Source organism: Archangium violaceum (assembly GCF_016859125.1).
GTDB lineage: Bacteria > Myxococcota > Myxococcia > Myxococcales > Myxococcaceae > Archangium > Archangium violaceum_A.
Window position 1 is genome coordinate 4,029,784 of sequence record NZ_CP069338.1, and the last position, 12,347, is coordinate 4,042,130.

General features: G+C 72.7%; 12 protein-coding genes. All 12 read left to right on the forward strand.

What is annotated here, in order from left to right; translation table 11 throughout:
• Positions 1–522 precede the first annotated feature (522 nt).
• The 12 genes from JQX13_RS17375 (at position 523) to JQX13_RS17430 (ending at position 12,338) form a co-directional block, all read left to right on the forward strand.
• Positions 523–684: a hypothetical protein gene (locus tag JQX13_RS17375; RefSeq protein ID WP_203410110.1), complete on the forward strand. Its 162-nt coding sequence runs from the start codon at positions 523–525 to the stop codon at positions 682–684.
• Between the two features lie 115 nt (positions 685–799).
• Positions 800–2,281 carry an AAA family ATPase gene (locus tag JQX13_RS17380; protein ID WP_203410111.1) on the forward strand — a complete coding sequence of 494 codons (1,482 nt, stop codon included), beginning with the start codon at positions 800–802 and terminating at the stop codon, positions 2,279–2,281.
• 112 nt (positions 2,282–2,393) lie between these two features.
• Positions 2,394–3,632 carry a vWA domain-containing protein gene (locus tag JQX13_RS17385; protein WP_203410112.1) on the forward strand — a complete coding sequence of 413 codons (1,239 nt, stop codon included), beginning with the start codon at positions 2,394–2,396 and terminating at the stop codon, positions 3,630–3,632.
• 192 nt (positions 3,633–3,824) lie between these two features.
• On the forward strand, positions 3,825–6,098 hold the full coding sequence (locus tag JQX13_RS17390) for a protein-disulfide reductase DsbD family protein (RefSeq protein WP_203410113.1): 2,274 nt from the start codon (positions 3,825–3,827) through the stop codon (positions 6,096–6,098).
• Between the two features lie 42 nt (positions 6,099–6,140).
• Positions 6,141–6,728: a thioredoxin family protein gene (locus JQX13_RS17395; RefSeq protein ID WP_203410114.1), complete on the forward strand. Its 588-nt coding sequence runs from the start codon at positions 6,141–6,143 to the stop codon at positions 6,726–6,728.
• 285 nt (positions 6,729–7,013) lie between these two features.
• Complete coding sequence (locus tag JQX13_RS17400) at positions 7,014–7,496, forward strand: GNAT family N-acetyltransferase (RefSeq protein ID WP_203410115.1); 483 nt, start codon at positions 7,014–7,016, stop codon at positions 7,494–7,496.
• 137 nt (positions 7,497–7,633) lie between these two features.
• Positions 7,634–7,873, forward strand: a complete 240-nt coding sequence (locus JQX13_RS17405; protein ID WP_203410116.1) for a hypothetical protein — start codon at positions 7,634–7,636, stop codon at positions 7,871–7,873.
• A 138-nt stretch (positions 7,874–8,011) separates the two neighbouring features.
• Positions 8,012–8,422: a hypothetical protein gene (locus JQX13_RS17410; RefSeq protein ID WP_203410117.1), complete on the forward strand. Its 411-nt coding sequence runs from the start codon at positions 8,012–8,014 to the stop codon at positions 8,420–8,422.
• 176 nt (positions 8,423–8,598) lie between these two features.
• Entirely contained in the window at positions 8,599–9,057 is a 459-nt protein-coding gene (locus JQX13_RS17415; RefSeq protein WP_203410118.1) for a hypothetical protein, read from the forward strand.
• 31 nt (positions 9,058–9,088) lie between these two features.
• Complete coding sequence (locus JQX13_RS17420) at positions 9,089–9,721, forward strand: hypothetical protein (protein WP_239014801.1); 633 nt, start codon at positions 9,089–9,091, stop codon at positions 9,719–9,721.
• Positions 9,718–11,058, forward strand: a complete 1,341-nt coding sequence (locus JQX13_RS17425; RefSeq protein ID WP_203410119.1) for a hypothetical protein — start codon at positions 9,718–9,720, stop codon at positions 11,056–11,058. The genes JQX13_RS17420 and JQX13_RS17425 overlap by 4 nt, the downstream gene beginning before the upstream one ends.
• Positions 11,058–12,338 (forward strand): two-component system sensor histidine kinase NtrB, encoded by a 1,281-nt coding sequence (locus JQX13_RS17430; protein ID WP_203410120.1) that lies wholly within the window; start codon positions 11,058–11,060, stop codon positions 12,336–12,338. Before JQX13_RS17425 ends, JQX13_RS17430 begins: the two co-directional genes overlap by 1 nt.
• Positions 12,339–12,347 lie beyond the last annotated feature (9 nt).

A 12,347-nucleotide genomic window follows, 5' to 3' on the forward strand; every position in this document is an offset into this window, starting at 1 on the left:
GCGGTTCGGTGGACCTCGCGAGGGCCCGCGCGGTCGGGGAGACCCGGATGGCGCGCTGCGGCAATGCTGTAACCCTGCAACCCTAACAAGGTTGATTCCCGAATCAAGCACCTGTCCGGGGTCGGGGCGGCGGTGGTTCTACTCCATGCGTGGCCCGCTCGTAGCCCTGACGGGCCCAACGTTCACGGTCCAACCCTCCCGTGCTCCCCGGGTGCGTGCCGCGAAGCACCCCCGGTCGCTCCTCGGGCAATCCTGGTCGCCGCGCGGCCGGGCGAGGCTCCCGCTCGGCGCATCTGGAGCACGGTGCGGGCGGGCTTCCACGAACAATTGTGTAAAAGCAAGCAGGCGTGCACTACCCGACGTAGCTGGCCGGTTTGAAGGCCAAGGGCTTTACAGCGGGTCCAGCAGTGGGCACCCTGTTCGGTAAATCGGTCAACGACGTAGGGAAGGGGCTCCACATGGGGTGGGCCCCCGGAGACCGAACGGGGGGGCGCCTCGAGGAGCGCGTCCAGGAGAAGGCCCATGGTGCACGACGACACGACGTACATGGATGACGAGGGCTTGGAGTACGTCGTTCCCGGTGGTGAGGACGAGGATTCGGGTTCCATCATGACGGTGCGGGCCACCACCGGTGGCCGGCTGTGGGGCGCCGATGAGGCCTACGGCGGTTACGACGCCGATTAGTGCCAGGCCCCCGCGTCGGGGATGACGCGGGGGCGGCAGTGTGACACGCGGGAGCGCGCGTCTTCCCGTCGAGCCGGTGCCGGGCACCCGTTCCGGGGATGGAATCCGCGGCTGCGTGTATCTTCCCACCCACGTGGGGTTTCCGAGCGAATCGAGTCCGAGTGGAGCCGCGCCGCCAGGGCGGAGTGTCACGGAGTGTCCCGAGGAGGAGCGCTCGGCCTTCGACCGGTTGCTGCCCGCGCTGAAGGAGGCGTACCGGCGCAACGCGGGCAAGGCGTGGACGGCCGGGGAGCTCGGTGAGCTGTCGGGCCTGCCCGAGGCGGAGGTGGCTCGCACCCTGGAGTTGTTCGCCTCGGAGCTGGCGCTCGCGGAGGTCCTCTTCGGGGATGACGCGGGTCTCGTCGGAGCCATCCAGCTCTCGCCCTCCGTACTGGAGACGGAGCCCTTCGCGTCCGTGCGCGCGTGGCTCGGCGCCCAGGGGCCGCTGGAGGAGCCGCTTCGTCTCACCGGGCTGCGCGTGGACGGCTACCGGGGGCTGGAGGGGCTGGAGGCGCGCCTCGGTGCCCTGACCGTCCTCACGGGTGAGCCGGGCTCGGGCAAGTCCGCGCTCCTCGAATGTCTGGAGCTGCTGTCCCGCGCGGTGGTGGAGCCGCTCCCTTCGGGGCCGCACTCGCGCGTGCCCGGGCGCCTCCACCTGTCCCCCTGCGTCACGAGCGGCGCCAGCCGGGCCTTCCGGTATTCGGTGAGCCTCGGCGGGCCCGTGGGTTCGCCCCGCGTCACCTCGGAGCGCTTCGCCTGTGTGGAGACGGATGCGCGCGGCCAGGAGTCGGAGGCCTTCGTGTTCCTCGACTTCCAGAACGGCCAGGGCACGGTGCGCACCGTGACGTGGGAGCCCCCTCGGCCCCGCGTGCTGTCGGCGTCCCGTGGGGTGCCTCCGGACTCGCTCGCGCTGCGTGGGGCGCTGGAGCCCGCCCTGGGCTCCGCCGCCAGCTTCCGCGCGTTCCTCTCCGGCTGGCGCTTCTACCCGGGCTTCGACGTCTCGCGCGGCGCGGCGCTCCGGCGCCCCGTCCCCTCGGAGCCCGAGCCCGTGCTGGCGGTGGATGGCTCCAACCTGAGCGCCGTGCTCTTCCACCTGATGGTGGAGTGCCCCGAGCGCTGGCGCGAGCTCGAGGCGTCTCTGCGCGAGGCCCTTCCGTCCTTCCTCTCGCTCTCGGTGAAGCCCCGGGGCGGGCCGGGCACCGTGCTCGGCGTCTGGCGCGAGGCCGGCGTGCGGGACGAGCTGACGCTGGCGGACCTCTCGGACGGGACGCTGCGCCTGCTGTGCCTGGCGGCGCTGTGCCTGTCTCCTCTCAAGGCACCCCTGGTGGGCCTCGACGGGCCCGAGCTGGGGCTCCACCCGCGCTTGCTGCCCGTGCTCGCGCGGCTGCTGCGGCGGGCCTCGGCCGAGACCCAGGTGCTCGTGGCCACGCAGTCGCCCGAGCTGCTCGCCGGGTTGCCACCCGACTCGGTGGCCGTGATGCGGCGGGTGGCGGGGCTCGCGGTGTTTTCCGGGCCCGGGTCGGGGCGGGCGGATGGGGTGGAAGGGACCCGCTCGTAGCCGGGGGATTCTCGGGGCCTCCGAGTTGCGATGAAGGGGGCCAGGTCGGCGATACTGGAGGGACGCGGTAGCGGCGGGGTGCGCACACGTGCCTCGCGCGGAGGAAGAAGCAATGAAGCTGACGGCCTGGGCGGTCGAGCGCGATGGTGAGCGTGGTCGGGATGTGCATCTGCTCGTCAACGTGGAGGCCGAGACGGACGCCCCCCGCGCGCCGGTGGCGGTGAACCTCGCGTTGGACCGGAGCGCCTCCATGCGGGGCGCGCCCCTGGCCGCGGCGGTGGAGGCCGCGCAGTTGCTCGTCGAGCGCGCGGGGTCGAAGGACTACCTCGGGCTGCTCGCCTTCGACGGTGTCCCCGAGCAGCTCGAGCCGCTGCGCCTCATGGACTCGGACGCGCGGGCGGACCTCTCCGAGAGCCTCTCCCTGCTGCAGGCCGGCGAGGGCACCGCGCTGCACGAGGCGGTGGAGTCGGGTGCCGCCGCCGTGCGCCGGCTGTTCATCCCCGGCGCGCGCCCGAAGATGCTGGTGCTCACCGATGGAGAGCCCTCGGTGGGACCGCGCTCGCTCTCGGACTTCCGCGCGCTGGGCTCCAAGGTGGCCGAGTCTGGAATCACGGTGCACGCGCTGGGACTGGGGCGGCACTACCTGCCGGAGATTCTCGAGGCGCTCACCGGCCCCTCGGGCACGGGCTTCACCCACGTGGATGACGCGGAGGGCTTGCCCGTGGCCGCCGCGGGTCTGGTGGCCGAGCTCTTCGGCGAGGTGGGCACGGAGGCGCGTGTGCACGTGCGCCCCTCCGGCTTCTCCGAGTTGCAGTGCCGCCACCGCTACCTGGCGCGCGTGGAGGGGGACTCGCTGAGCGCGGGGTTGGGCTCGCTCTCACATGCCTTCCCGCGGCGGGCGCTCTTCACCGGGCGGCTGGAGCTGGCGGACTGGTCGCTCGGGGTGACGACCACGTGGACGCAGAATGGCGACACGCGGCGGGTGGCGGTGCCAGTGCAGCGCGTGCTGCCGGACAGCCCCGAGGGCCGCTTCATCCGCGCGGTGGGCGCGGAGCTGGACCTGGTGTCGGCCGAGTCGGTGGCGTGGAAGGCGCTGATGCGGCGCAACCCGGCGGCGGCCGAACAGTCGCTGCGGGCGGCCGAGGAGGCGCTGCGCGAGCTGGTGCGGCTGGGGGTGGACGAGGTGCCGGCGAAGCGGCACGTGGAGCGGCTGGCGGATCTGAAGCTGGCGGTGGAGCGGCGCACGGGCGAGTTGCCGGCGCTGCTGGTGCGACGGGCCCGGGCCGCGGACGCGCGCACGGGACTGAGCATCATCCAGCCCGCGGTGCCCGCGCGGAAGGCCGGCAACTGATCCTCCGTTCGAGGTCGCTCGGCAAGTGTGCGAGCGGATTTTCTTCCGTGTAACCCCATCGCGGGTTGCCGCGTACCACCCACACCACGGGACGGACCGACCGGGAATGCCCGTCTGCCTGGAGGGTTGGTGGGCGCCAATCCACGGGCGGGAGGCTGGCGGTCGGCGAGCCAGTGGGTTAACGGGAGGCGCATGACGCAGCGGCCGGTACGACGTTCGAGCTGGGGGGCACTTTTCTTCTTCGCGGCGCTGGGGCTGTGCCTCGGCTCGGGCGTGGCCCGGGCTCAATTGCCGGCCACGGCGATGGGCACGGGCGCTCCGGACCAGGGCGACCCGCGCGTGGAAGCCGCCCTCCTGACGGATGTCTCCCAGGTGAAGCCGGGGGACTCGTTCCGCATCGGCGTGCGCTTCCGCATGGACCCGGGTTGGCACATCTACTGGAAGAATCCAGGGGACTCGGGTCTGGCCTCCGAAATCGTCTGGGACACGCCGGGCACCACCGTGGGCGAGCTGCAGTGGCCCACGCCCATCACCTTCCGCAGCCCGGACGGCTTCATCACCTCCTATGGCTACGGGGAAGAGGTGCTCCTCTTCGCCCAGGCCCATGTCTCCGACAAGCTCACGGGCTCGGCGCAGCTGTCGGCCGCGGCGGACATCCTCGTGTGCGAGACGCGCTGCCTGCCCGCGCAGCTCATGCTCACCCGCAACATCCCCCTGGGCTCCGAGACGCGGCCCGACCCCGAGCACGCGCCCCTCTTCGACGAGGCCCTCTCGCGTGTCCCGGTGACGCCCGAGAGCTCTGGCCACGTGGTGACGCTCGCGCTCGACACGAAGCCGCTCACCGCCGGCCGTCCCTTCACCGGCACCCTCACCGTGACGGGCCCCAAGGGCCAGCCGGTGCCCGCCGTGGAGAAGGACTTCTTCGTGCCCGAGCGCGTCCGCGGCCTCGCGCGTCTGGCCCTCTCTCCCGTGGAGGGCAAGCCCGGCACCTTCAAGCTGGAGGGTGAGACGGCCCCGGACGTGCCCGAGCAGGAGCCCCGCTTCGTGGGCGTGTTGCGCCTGGGTCCGGCCTCCGTGGGCCGTCCCTCGCTGACGTTGGATCTCCCGCTCGCGCCCGTGGTGGCCGCCGAGCCCGGTGCCGCCGGCGCCGCTCCAGTGGTGAAGCCCGCGCCCGCGCCGAAGCCGCCCGCGGTGGTGGCCACGGCCGTGGCGCCCGAGTCGTCGCTGTCGCTGGGCCTGGTGCTCCTCTTCGCCTTCCTCGGGGGCGCGCTGCTCAACCTCATGCCGTGCGTCTTCCCGGTGCTGGCCCTCAAGGCGTACGGCTTCACCCGCACCGTGCACGCCGAGCGCGGCAAGGTGGTGCTGCACGCGGTGGCGTACGCGGGTGGCATCATCGGCTCGCTGCTGGCGCTGGCTCTGGCGGTGCTGGCCCTGCGCGCGGGCGGACACAGCGTGGGCTGGGGCTTCCAGTTCCAGGAGCCGCTCTTCGTGGCCGCGGTGGCCGCCGTGCTGGTGGCCTTCGCCCTCAACCTCTTCGGCGTCTTCACCGTGGGCACGGACGGCACCGCCCTGGTGGAGAAGGTGGACTCGAGCCACGGTCTGGCGCGCAGCGCGGGCGAGGGCGTGTTGGCGGTGGTGCTGGCCACGCCCTGCTCGGCGCCGCTGCTGGGCACCGCGGTGGGTTTCGCGCTCGCGGCGGGCCCGGCCACGGTGCTGGCCACCTTCTTCATGCTGGGCCTCGGCCTGGCGCTGCCCTTCTGCCTGCTGGTGCTGGTGCCGGGGCTCGCGAAGCTCCTGCCCAAGCCGGGCGCGTGGATGGAGCGTGGCAAGCAGTTGCTCGGCTTCGCGCTGCTGGGCACCACGGTGTGGCTGGTGTGGGTGATGGGAGGCCTCACGGGCGTGGACGGCATGGCCCGGCTGCTCGCCTTCCTCGCGGTGGTGGGCCTGGGCGCCTGGCTGTACGGCCTGGCACAGGGCTCCACGGGGGCGCGCAAGGCGGCGGGCGTGGCGGCGGTGGTGGCGGTGCTGGCCGTGGGCGGTGTCTTCTCCCTGCGCTTCGAGGAGACGGGGCCGGCCGTGCGCAAGGCCTCGGCGGTGGGCGAGGCGCAGCCGTGGGACGAGGCGGCGGTGGCCGCCGCGCTGGAGGCGGGGCAGCCCGTCTTCATCGACTTCACCGCGGACTGGTGCCTCACCTGCAAATTCAACGAGCGCACGGTGCTGACGCGCGAGGACGTCCAGGCCGCCTTCGCGGAGCACAGGGTGGCCTTCTTCGTGGCGGACTGGACGCGGCGGGACGCGCGCATCAGCTCGAAGCTGGCCGAGTTCGGCCGCGCCGGCGTGCCCATGTACCTGGTGGTGAGCCCCGTCTCGCCCGACAAGCCCGAGGTGCTGCCCGAGCTGCTCACCTCCGACACCGTCATCGATGCCGTGCGCCGCGCGTCGAAGCGGATGGCCGACGCCCGCTAGCCGTGTTCCTTCCGCAGTACCCCCACAAGGAGAGCTGAGCGAATGAAGTCCCTCTTCACCGCAGTCGCCCTCGCCGTGATGCTGCCCGTGGTGGCCCTCGCCGCCGAGACCGCCCAGGTGGGCAAGCCCGCTCCGGCCTTCACCTTGAAGGACGAGTCGGGCAAGGAGCACTCGCTGTCGCAGTACAAGGGCAAGGTCGTCGTCCTGGAGTGGACCAACCCCGGTTGCCCCTTCGTGCAGCGCCACTACACCGCGGGCACCATGCAGAAGACGCTGGCGGGCTTCGACGCCAACAAGGTGGTGTGGCTGGCGGTGGACTCCACCGCGGCCAACACGCCGGACAAGTCCGCGGCCTGGAGGAAGGAGAAGGGCTTCTCCTACCCGGTGCTGCAGGATCCGAGCGGCACGGTGGGCAAGTCCTACAACGCCAAGACGACCCCGCACATGTACGTCATCGATGAGCAGGGCGTGGTGCGTTACGCGGGCGCCATCGACGATGACCCGCGTGGCAACAAGAAGACGGGCGTCACCAATCACGTGAAGACGGCGGTGGACGCGCTCCTGTCCGGCAAGCCGGTGCCGGCCGCCACCACCGAGCCGTACGGCTGCTCCGTGAAGTACAAGAGCTAGTGTCGGACGGAGGCGGGCTCCGGGTATCTCGCGGCGTACGCCCGTGAGTCCCGCCTGGGATTCACCGTTGGAGGGACGCCCCCTCCTGCCCGTGAAGCTGGAGGCGCGCGGCAAGCTGGATGCGTTCCGCGGACCACCGCCCGCCGCCGAGAGCTGGGCGGTGGCCGCGCGGCGCTCCATCGCGGGGAGCGCGCTCCACCGTCATACTGGCGCGGACGCGGGTCCGCGCCATGGACGTGAGACCCGTGGCACGAGGGGCCCGGTGGGCCTGGAGGCACGAGTCGCATGGAAGCAGGGTGGAGCATCCGCAAGGCGGGCGTGGAGGACCTGGACGAGTTGATCCGCCTGCGCCTGGCGCTGCTGCGCAGCACGCGCGAGGTGGAGCGGTTCGAGGACGAGGAGGCGTTGGTGGCGAAGACCCGGCGCTACCTCGAGCGGGCGATACCGGAGGGCCGTTTCCACGCGTGGGTGGCGGAGGCGGAGGGCCGACTGGTGGCCAGCAGTGGCATCATGCCCTTCGAGAGACCGCCGGTGCCCGGCAACATGGCGGGCCTGGAGATGCACATCCTCAACATGTACACGGAGCCCGGGTGGCGAGGGCGGGGCATCGCGCGGGCGCTGTTCACGGAGTTGATGCGCTTCTCGCGCGAGCAGGGGGCGGGCCGCATCTGGCTGCACGCGACGGACGAGGGCCGGCCGCTCTACGAGTCGGTGGGCTTCAAGCCCAACCCCACGGCGCTGGAATGGACGCCTCCCGAGGGGGCATAGGGGCTCGGAGGGGAGGAGGGCAGGCGGCGGGGCGTGGACAGGCCGCTTGTCGGGTGCCGGAACACTTCGGACCTTTCCCCCATCACCGGGCCCCCTGGCATGACGCGCGGGGCCCCACAGCGTGACGGGAGAGAGCCATGGCGGAGAACAAGGGACCCGCGGACAGGGGCATCGAGAAGAACCCGCAGTTGAACAAGGACGCGAAGGAACTGGAGCGCGAGTCCCGGCACCAGGGTGAGGGGCAGGAGCGCCGGGACGTGTTGGACTCGGATACGGGCGAGGCTGGCATCCAGGACAAGGGCATTGGCGGTTACGGCGCCGACGATTCGAGCGTGAGCGAGCGTCGCGACGCGCCTCCCGTCAGCGACAACGGCTGAGCCCCTCTCCCTCTCCCCCCGGGAGAGGGCCGGGGTGAGGGTATCTCGCTCGACCGTACACCGAGCACCCTCTCGCATTTCCCAGAGCCCTCTGAGAGCCTGCCCATCTGGCAGGTCTCTCGGAGGGGAAGGGTACCCATGGCTGGAATCCGCGAGGACTACATCGAGCGAATGATCGAGCGTCTGGTGGCGGCGCTCGCGGCCATCCTGAAGGCGGGCAAGAGCCAGAAGAAGGACGAAGCTCTGGACCTGATTCAGCAGACGAGCCTGTCGCTGTTCGGCATGGAGTACCGGATGCTCATCACCATCGATGCGGGCTCGGTGGCGGGGCTGCTCGGACATCCAGAGAAGATCAAGGCACTGGCGAAGCTGGTGAGCGCGGAGGCGGACCTCCTCCAGCGGAGCGGAGACACGGTGGGCGTTTCACACCGGCTCGGTCATGCGCTCGCGCTGCTCGAGGAGGCCCAGCGCGGGAGAACGACTCCCGACCCGGAGGCGGAGATGCTCCTGCGCGACGTGCGCGACAGGCTGGCCTCCACCTTCCAATAGGAGATGGACCTCCCGAGCGTGCGCTGTGCTCAGGTGTACCAGCCGGTACACCCGGGTGTCCCGGATGGGGCATGCTCCACGAGCAGACAGCCACGCGTCCCAGGAGCCGGCGTCGGGCACGGATGATGCTACGCTCCCGGGTGCGCTTGCTCCCGGGGCGCGTCGTGGAGGCAGTCATGCGCGGGTTCATCATCCTCGCCATCTCGCTGTGGGCCGCGGGTGCCACCGCCGAGGAGCCGTCGCGCCATGAGGAGCCCCGGGCCGCCATCCTCGAGGCGCTCGAGGTGCAGGCCTCGCTCCCGGACCAGCCTCCCCGGTTGCCCGACGCCACGACCCCGGTGGCCGAGTCGGCTCGGGAGACCGCGTCGGAGGGTGCTCGCAAGGGCTCGGCGAACCGCACCCGGGGTGAGGCCGCCGAGAAGGCTCGCGGTGAGGCCTCGGCACGTGCCTCTCGCGTGTCCGAGCACACGCCTCCCGGCCAGAGCATCAAGGCCGCCCGCTCCGCCGCGTTGGGCTCCGCGGGCCTGGGCTCGGATGCCCAGGATGCGGCGGGCCGCTCCCGCGCGGAGAAGGTGCGCAAGGACAAGGACAACAAGCCCGACAGTCCAGGGAACGGGCGTCCACCGAGGCCGTAATCCACTCTTCAACCGTGATAGAAAGCCTCGCGTGAAGCGCCTCGTGCTGTGCCTCGCCCTGCTCGGGCTCACGGCTGCCACGCCACCGGATGCGACGCCGCACCTGCTCCAGGGCGCTCGCTACTTCCGCGAGGGCCTCTTCTCCAACGCCCTGGTGGAGTTCAAGGTCGCCCAGCGTCTGGGCACGGGCGGCGAAGCGGATTGGTACATCGCCGCGTCGCTGGTGAAGCTCGGCCGCTCCGAGGAGGCGCTGGAGGCCTTCGCCACCGCGCGCAAGAACGCTCCGGACGCGCGCGACGCGCTGCTCGACTACTACCACGCGCTCGCCTGCTACGAGGCTCGCCTCTACCTGTGCGCGGACACGCTGCTCGACGCGGTGGGGGATGCCTCGGGGCCGCGCATCGGCGAGCAGGTGCGCAGGCTGCGCTCGGACATCGCCGCGCTCTTCCGCTCGGCGCCCATGCCCGCCTCCATCGATTGGTACCACGCACGCGCCGCCCAGGTGCGCGCGTCCGGACGTCCGACGCTCGCCGCGCACTACCTGGAGGAGGCGGTGCGGCTGGCCGAAATGCGTGAGGATCGCTATCGGCTCGTCGAGGCCCGTGCCGCGCTGGGCTCCCTGGCCGAGCGGCCCGTGCCCCTGGTGGGCGGAGAGCGTCCATGAGTCCGGGAGTGCTCGTGGCCGCGCTGCTCGCCGAGTCCGGCCTCTGTGGACCGGTGACGCCGGAGGCCGTGTCGGATTCGTTGGCCGCCGCGCCCTACGTGGAGGTGGCGGAGGCCGAGCAGGCCGCGGGAGACACGGAGACGGCGCTCATCGCCTGGCGCGAGGTGCTGCGCAGGGAGCCGAGCCATGCCCGGGCACGGGCGGCCCTGAAGTCGCTCTGCCAGGACGCGGATTCTCCCGAGGAGGAGGAGGCCGCGGCGGCGGCGTTGCTCTCCGGCCTCTCCCTCTTCGAGCGCGGGGAGGACGAGGCGGCGGCGACGGCCTTCCACGAGGCGCTCGCGGCGCCGGAGTTGGTGGACACGGCCTCCTTCTTCCTCGGGGTGCTCGCCCTGCGCGAGGGCCGCGCGAGCGAGGCGGGGAGGTTCTTCGACGCTGCGGTGGCCTCGTCGGACGCGGCACTGGCACGGCGCGCCGGGGAGCTGCGCCTCCAGGCCGCGCGCGAGGGGCGGGTGACGCTCTCGGTGCGGTTGGGCAGCGAGTACGACTCCAACGTGGACCTCGCGCCGGACGGCACATATCGCCAGGGAGGGAGCGCGGACGGAGTGGGCACGGGGCTCGCCGAGCTGCGCCTGCGCCCCTGGGGCGAGCGGGGCCTCCAGGCGCGTGTCTTCGGACAGTACCGGGGTCACCTGCGCATCCACGACTTCGACCTGGCGGGGGCCGGGGGCACGTTGGGCTGGGCGCACGTGGGCCCGGCGCTGCGGCTGTCCGCGGAGTACGGCTTCGACTTCCTGGCGCTCGGAGGGGCGCCCTACCTGTCCGCGCACCGGCTGCAGGTGGCCGCGCGCGCGCCGGTGGGCCCGGTGGTGCTGGAGGCCTCGGCGGCGGTGCGGCGCGAGGACTTCCGGGACGAGCTCTACGCCGGTTACTCCGGGTGGAGGAGCGTGGCGCGGCTGGACGCGGAGTGGAGCCCCGCCGAGCCCCTCACCCTCTCGGCGGGCTGGTCCGGCGGACTGCTGAGGGCGTACGAGCTGGCGCTCGGCTATCTCGAGCACGGCCCGCGCGCCGAGCTGCGTCTGCGCCCACGCCCCGGGCTGCGTGTCGTGGGGGAGGTGGGCTACACCCTGCGCGGCTACCAGACCTTCGACAGCCCCCTGGGCGCCCGCCGTGAGGACGGCTACTTCGACGCGGGCGCGGCGGTGGAGTGGGACGTGGCGGCGAACTGGAGCCTGCAGGCCTCGCTGGGCTGGCGCGGCGCGGCCTCCAACATCCCCGAGCTCTCCTACGGCCGCTTCACCGGGGGCCTGGGGCTGGTGTGGTCGCGGGGACTGTTCTGATGCCACGGCCCGGCTCGCGCGCGCTGGGGCCGCTGGGGCTCGCGATGCTCGGGCTGGTGGGGGCGCTCGCGGCGACGCTGGCGCTCTACCGCGCGGGCAGCTCGGCACTGGAGCAGGCCCTGGACGCACGGCTGCGAGGCGCGGGTGAGTCCGCGGCGCTGTTGCTGGGAGACACGCCGCCCGGGCCCGAGCGGCTGGAAGCGCTGATGCGGGCCAACGCGCTGGACGGGGTGTACGTGGTGGACCGGATGCTGTCGGTGCCCGCGGATGCCACGGGGCCGGCGAGGCGGCGGGTGGACCTGCTGCGCACGGACCCGGCGGGAGTGGAGGCGGCGCTCGCGGGAGAGACGCGGGTGGGGCCGGGCTACTCGCTGGGCGACCTGGTGGTGACGGTGGGCTACTTCCCGGTGCGCGGGGCCGGGGGGCAGGTGGAGTCGGTGCTGGTGCTGGAGGCGGGACGGGCCTTCTCCTCGGCGCGCGATTCCCTGCGCCGGGCGCTGTGGGGAGGAGTGGCGCTGTCGGCGGTGGGCGCGCTGGCGCTGGCGCTGGTGGCGGCCCGGTGGCTGCGGGACGAGCGGGCGCGGCGCGAGGCGGCGGCGAAGGCGGCGCGAGGCGAGGCGCTGACGAAGATGGCGGCCATGGCGGCGCACGAAATCCGCAACCCGCTGGGCGTCATCCGCGGCACGGTGGAGCTGATGCGCGAGCGCAGTGGGGCGAAGCTCTCGGAGCGGGACAAGGAGGCGCTGGAGGACGTGCTGGGCGAGGTGGAGCGGCTGCGCCGGCTGACGGAGGACCTGCTGGACCTGAGCGCGGACCGGCCGCTGGCCTCACAGCGCGTGGAGCTGTCCGAGGTGTTGGAGGAGGCGGCGAGGGCCACGGAGGCGGCGTTCCCGGGAGTGAAGGTCCGCCGGAGCTTCGCGGAGCTGCCTCTGGTGGAGGGGGACGCGGGGCGGCTGAGACAGGTCTTCGCCAACCTCCTGCAGAACGCGGCGCAGGCGCAGGGGGAGGGCGAGGTGCGGCTCGCGGCCGAGGCGGAGGGGAGCGCGGTGCGGGTGCGCGTGGAGGACGACGGACCGGGCGTACCGCCGGAGGTGCGCCAGCGGCTCTTCGACCTGTTCGTCACGGGGAAGGCGAACGGAACGGGGCTGGGCCTGGCGCTGTGCCGCCGGCTGGTGGAGCGGCACGGAGGCACGGTGGCGCTGGTGCCCGAGCAGCGGCAGGGCAGCACCTTCGAGGTCCGGCTGCCCGCGTCACGCGAGGCGCCCGCCCCCGAAGCGTAGGCGGGACGA

Bases quoted from the DNA above. Each gene is read 5' to 3' on its own strand.
- JQX13_RS17405 (WP_203410116.1), top strand. From the start codon at position 7,634: ATGGCGGAGAACAAGGGACCCGCGGACAGGGGCATCGAGAAGAACCCG.
- JQX13_RS17385 (WP_203410112.1), top strand. From the start codon at position 2,394: ATGAAGCTGACGGCCTGGGCGGTCGAGCGCGATGGTGAGCGTGGTCGG.
- JQX13_RS17400 (WP_203410115.1), top strand. From the start codon at position 7,014: ATGGAAGCAGGGTGGAGCATCCGCAAGGCGGGCGTGGAGGACCTGGAC.
- JQX13_RS17425 (WP_203410119.1), top strand. From the start codon at position 9,718: ATGAGTCCGGGAGTGCTCGTGGCCGCGCTGCTCGCCGAGTCCGGCCTC.
- JQX13_RS17430 (WP_203410120.1), top strand. From the start codon at position 11,058: ATGCCACGGCCCGGCTCGCGCGCGCTGGGGCCGCTGGGGCTCGCGATG.
- JQX13_RS17395 (WP_203410114.1), top strand. From the start codon at position 6,141: ATGAAGTCCCTCTTCACCGCAGTCGCCCTCGCCGTGATGCTGCCCGTG.
- JQX13_RS17375 (WP_203410110.1), top strand. From the start codon at position 523: ATGGTGCACGACGACACGACGTACATGGATGACGAGGGCTTGGAGTAC.
- JQX13_RS17410 (WP_203410117.1), top strand. From the start codon at position 8,012: ATGGCTGGAATCCGCGAGGACTACATCGAGCGAATGATCGAGCGTCTG.
- JQX13_RS17390 (WP_203410113.1), top strand. From the start codon at position 3,825: ATGACGCAGCGGCCGGTACGACGTTCGAGCTGGGGGGCACTTTTCTTC.
- JQX13_RS17415 (WP_203410118.1), top strand. From the start codon at position 8,599: ATGCGCGGGTTCATCATCCTCGCCATCTCGCTGTGGGCCGCGGGTGCC.